A 5,351-nucleotide genomic window follows, 5' to 3' on the forward strand; every position below is an offset into this window, starting at 1 on the left:
ATATTCACAATTGCACTACCATTAACTAACTCTTGAGTATAATTTTTTCCATTAATACTAACAGTTAAATTACCAGTAGCATCACTCGGCAAAACAATATTAAAACTAGAAGCAGTAGTTCCTTTAGAAACATCAACATCCAAAGTCACATTATTCACATCAATGTCTGCCTTTTCAACATTAATAATAAATACAGTAGAATTACCTTCGTATTTACTATCACCAGAATAAACTACATTTACAGTATTATTTCCCTCAACAAATCCAGAAATTTCAATGTTAGTCCTATTTCCAAATACATTATTTTCAAATACATTTTCACCAATGTAAACTGTAATATTACCTGTCGCATCATTTGGCAATGTTATTGTTATGGTTTCTGTGTCTCCAACTTTAACATCAGTAGGTTGTGTAACCTCAAAGGAATATTTATCTATTTTTGAAACTGTAATAGTAGTTGAATTAGAACCATAAATATGGTTTTCTACATCTTCAAATATTGCAGTGATTTCATGTGTCCCAATAGGTAAAACGTCCGGTATGACATATATGATTGAATCAGTATTGTTAATTAGTATTTCATAAGTTTTATTATTAACCGAAACAGTTACTGTTCCATTAACTACATGAAGTAATTTTACAACAACATTTTGATTTTCACCATATTTAATACTTGGAGCATTTAAAGTAATATCAATATTAGTAAAGTTTAAATCAATAGTTTCATCATCTAATACGACAGTAACTTTATTATTTGGAGAATTACTAGTGTAAACTGTTTTAAAAGTACCATTTTCTAAAACAGCCTCAGATACAATATTTCCAGTGTCTGATGATAAAATAACAGTCATTGGACTGAAACTATCACCGACAGTATCATTAGTACCATTCCAACACAATTTACCTATGATTTCATATTGGTTATTACCTAAGTACTTTTCAGAAACGGAAAAAATCGCATATTTTAAAACAGGGACCTCCCATTTTACATTTGCTATTTTTATACCGTCTGTATGATTATATACTCCAGGAATAGTTAAATAACTAGGAATAGTATTTTGACCAAACCAAATGCCATCCATAGATAGATTTTTATTATCAACTACTCCTTTTGAAATCCAAGTATATTTAATATTTTTAAAAATACAATTTTCAAAACTTACAAATCTAATATTATTAGATGAAGCACTTTTTCCATTGTAGAAATTATCAACAAATAATGCATTATTTGGTGTACCGTATCCATTAAATATACTATTAACAAATTTTAAATTGAATTCTCTAGAACCGCTTAAGTGAGCATATGCTCCACCAATAAATGAACAATTATTAAATACAACCAAATTAACATTTGTTGCAGCTTTATCTACATAAACAGGATAAAATTTTCCTGATACTTGCAAACCTGAAACACCAGACTGATCAAAAATAACATTGTTTACAGTTAAATTTGCCATATTAGGATAAGATAATGATATAGCTTGAATTACATTAGTTGTCAATTCATTTTTAATAATTACATTCCCAGATATTCCATTAATAAATAAATTGCTTGATTTGAAATTTAATTGAGAACCTACATAATAAGTTCCATTAAATATATTGAGAGTTACATTGTCTCCTTCAACTACATTATCACATGCTAATTTTAATGAAGAAAAAGGGTTTTCATAAGATCCATTACCTCCATCATCAGTAATATTTTGACCAACATATATCACAGTATAACTACTATTTTCAGAATTTATAGTATTATCATTATAACTTTCAGAAACAATATCTTCACTAAAATCAGATAACTCAACATCTAAATGCCCATCAATTAATTCTTGATTATTATCAGCTTGTTGATTCAATATGTCTTCACTTACAGTATTATTTGTATCAGTAGCTGCAATAGCATTAATTGAGATGCACAACAATAATAAGGTTAAAATAATAAAATATTTGCCTTTCATTTTAATCAAATAATAATTAAAAATGGAGAAAAAACTCCAAAGTTAAAAAAATATTTTATATTAATATTTTTTAACTAAAAACTTTCAATGTGTACAATTACAATTTACTCCATTACAATTAGGACAGTAGTTTCCAGAAATTTGTATATCTCCATTATAATATACCGCAGCATTACCACAGTAATAATCTGTAATTAAACTATTATTATTAGCAGAAGCACCACTAGAATACTGGAGATATATAGCCCACATACCATTAATCACATTAACAGTATTCTCTGTAATTGTAAATTTAGGATATGCAGTACCTGCTTGTGAGAAACTTATACCATAAACATTATCTCCAGGACTATATGTAGCTTTATTATAAACAGTTATAGTGTTTCCTGCAATATATGCTTCATTATCCTGTAATTCCATACCAGTTACTAATGACCAAGAATGACTACTATCTGCACTACCTTCTGAATAAATAGTGTTATTAATAATTGTTAAATTAGTAGGGCCATTAAAGTTTTGTGAGTAAATACCTGCATTAGGACCATTATTTGAAGTATGAATATTATTATTAGAGATAGTTACATTATGTTGTCCAGTTAATTGAATACCGTATGCAGTACCAGTACCATTATTAGTGCCTGGGATAATAGAACCCCCTTTACTTTCTAATCTAATAGTATTATCATCAATAGTTATATGATTACATGCATATACATCAATAGCATATAAATAATTATTGTCACCTTCAGGAGTGATAGGGTCAATTTCAGTAATATTATTATGAGCAATATATGCATTTTCAGAATCTACAATAATTAATGCATCTAATGTAGGATAACCATAATCAGTGTCTGACACGTTTACTTCTAATCTATTGTAGGTAAATGTAAAATTGCTAGATGACTGTACTGCTACACCAGCTACAAGATCAGTGTAGATACTTGGATAAGGTTGATAAAAGTCAACATTTTTTAAAGGCAAGTAAGCAGTAATATTGTTTCTTGAAACAGTAACATTATTTCCACCAACTACCCTAATTACATGATTATAATTTTCAGTGTTAAGATAATTACAAGTGTATGTAATTACATTATTTAAAATTTGTACATTGCTTGCACCATCTACAAAAATTCCATAATAATCTTCATCTTCAGGTGCTACCACATTAATATTTAAATTTTGAACTATATCATCATCTTCATATACATAAATTCGTGCATCATTTGTATCATATAAAAAGTTTGCACCATCTAAAATAATATTTCTAGATAATAAATCAAATCCAACATTATTAAATGTTGCTTCACCAGCAGTAATAGTTACAGCATTATTGATTTTAAAGTTTCCAAATGATTTTGATGTGAAATTACCTGTGAAAGTTAAATCACTAGTAGTGGTCATATAACCATCTGCATCGAAATAATCTCCATAGTTTTCATCAGTTACAGTGACTGGTTCTGTAGAAACTATTTCGTCAACTTCTTCAAGTTCAACATCATCAACTGAATTTACAGCCTCATCAATTTCAATGACATCTGTATCATCAGTTACCGTAATGTTGTCTACATCTGTCGCACTGGCTGCACTTACACAGCAGATTAACATGACAAACATTACTAAACCAAAGATTTTATAATTGAATCTCATGAATTTCCCCCATTTCAATTAATTTATAAAATACAAATTTTTTTCTAAAAACTTGCAAAAAACACCGTTTTTGAGAAAAAGAAGCCCAATTTTTACTTTAAAATGTTATGGATTACATTAATCTAATGCATCTATAAGTTTGAATCGAACTTCTTTAAAATTAAGCCCTATTTTTCATCGATGTCTTAAATTGTTTTTAAGAATGTTTAAAGCTTAATTTAGTACAAGCAAATTGATAACTTATACTTGATATATGATTTATCAATTTATCAATATAAACTTTCCGATTATCAAATACAATTGAATTTATTAAAAACCGTAAAATCATTATTTTCCAGTAAATTTTTGGTAAAAAGAAAAATTACAAATTTTAAAATAGATTAAAAATCTATTAAGTCCAAGTAATAATAATTTTGCAGTTTAAAGATTTATACAATCTAATAAAATAATTTAAACAGTCATTTGAAAAATCAGTTTCACAGGAATTTAGAAAAAATCATCAAAGTGTTCATTCGTTAAACACAAGTTATCCGAACCATTCATTCTCAATCAATCCAAACTCAACTAAAAAGATTTGATTTAATGTTTTAAGGACAATATTTGCCAATCAGTTATTTTACCAAATTTTTAAAGCTATTTTTTAAAACAACCATGATTGCGCCCTAAAAAAGTAAGGTAACCAAAAGGTTACTATCATTTAAATCAAATAAAACGACTTCATTAAACATATTATCAAAATCAAACTGAAATTAACAAATAAATTAAAAAAATACAAGTTAAAGACATTAATTTCTGGATTTAAAGAATAAATTGTAAATTTATTAAAAGTAGTAATGTCTGAGAGATTAATGTAATCTTTTGCAGACATTATTTTAGTCATCAAAAATCAGGCGTGATTTTTAAAAACCAAAAGGAAAAAACTAATTTTCCCCAAATCCTATTAATATCGAGTGATTGAAAGTAAATAAAAACAGATTGAAATTAAGCATTTTTCAATTTTTTTGTTGAGGTCTAAAAAAATACATTAATACAAGCCAAACATTATATTACTTTCTCTTTAATAGGTGGTAAAATAATTTCTATTTTACAATTTTAACTTTTTTATCTTTTAGTATAAATAGCTACTCTTAAATTCAGTGAGGAATAATCATGAGCCAAAAAGACGAATGGATTGACATTTCAAAAAGGAAAAACATAGATGAAGTAAGAAACACCAAAGAGTATAAGGACTGGGTTAAAAGTATAAAAGAAAGAGATAATGAAGAGTGCGTTTTGTGCGGAGCCGACCAGCACCTGGAAGCACATCATGTCTTCTCGTTTAAGAATTTTGTTCCGCTTAGACTTAATCTAAACAACGGCATAACCTTATGTCACTAGTGCCATAAAAAGTATCATGCATTTTACAATCTTGAAAATACCAATCCGTTGACACTTCTGAAATTCTTTAAGGAGTTCAGGTTTTAGTGGGTTGTGGAATTTTTTAGTATTTATAATATAAGGCACTAATAACAAACTTATTTTTTAAATGTTAAATTTAGATTTAGTTGTATCTAAAAATAAAATAGATTAACAGAAGTGCATATCAGTTATCTATTTAAGGAATATTTGATATATAAACATGAGGATGTGACGCAAAATTTTTAATCGAATTTTGTGTTTTTGATTTTTTTGTAATTTTTCTTATTTTTAGTTGTTTTTTCTGTTTATTTCGTTGTATATTCTTTTTAGGTTGTGTCCGATTGTGTA

At 27.2% G+C, this 5,351-nt stretch carries 3 protein-coding genes; 1 reads left to right on the top strand and 2 read right to left on the bottom strand.

All coding sequences use genetic code 11. The features are described from left to right. Together MBBTH_RS00905 and MBBTH_RS00910 are read right to left on the bottom strand one after the other, a co-directional pair. The coding region (locus MBBTH_RS00905) for an Ig-like domain-containing protein (protein WP_133241919.1) at window positions 1-1,958 on the bottom strand (1,958 nt) is incomplete at its 3' end. Between the two features lie 84 nt (window positions 1,959-2,042). Further along, a complete protein-coding gene (locus tag MBBTH_RS00910) occupies window positions 2,043-3,605 on the bottom strand; it encodes a right-handed parallel beta-helix repeat-containing protein (RefSeq protein ID WP_116591169.1) in 1,563 nt (520 codons plus the stop codon). A 1,149-nt stretch (window positions 3,606-4,754) separates the two neighbouring features. Between MBBTH_RS00910 and MBBTH_RS00915 the strand changes: the two genes are divergently transcribed. Beyond that, entirely contained in the window at window positions 4,755-4,982 is a 228-nt protein-coding gene (locus tag MBBTH_RS00915; RefSeq protein WP_116591170.1) for a hypothetical protein, read from the top strand. Window positions 4,983-5,351: the final 369 nt, after the last annotated feature.

Origin of the sequence: Methanobrevibacter thaueri, assembly GCF_003111625.1 — an archaeon.
GTDB lineage: Archaea > Methanobacteriota > Methanobacteria > Methanobacteriales > Methanobacteriaceae > Methanocatella > Methanocatella thaueri.

Bases quoted from the DNA above. Each gene is read 5' to 3' on its own strand.
- MBBTH_RS00910 (WP_116591169.1), bottom strand. From the start codon at position 3,605: ATGAGATTCAATTATAAAATCTTTGGTTTAGTAATGTTTGTCATGTTA.
- MBBTH_RS00915 (WP_116591170.1), top strand. From the start codon at position 4,755: ATGAGCCAAAAAGACGAATGGATTGACATTTCAAAAAGGAAAAACATA.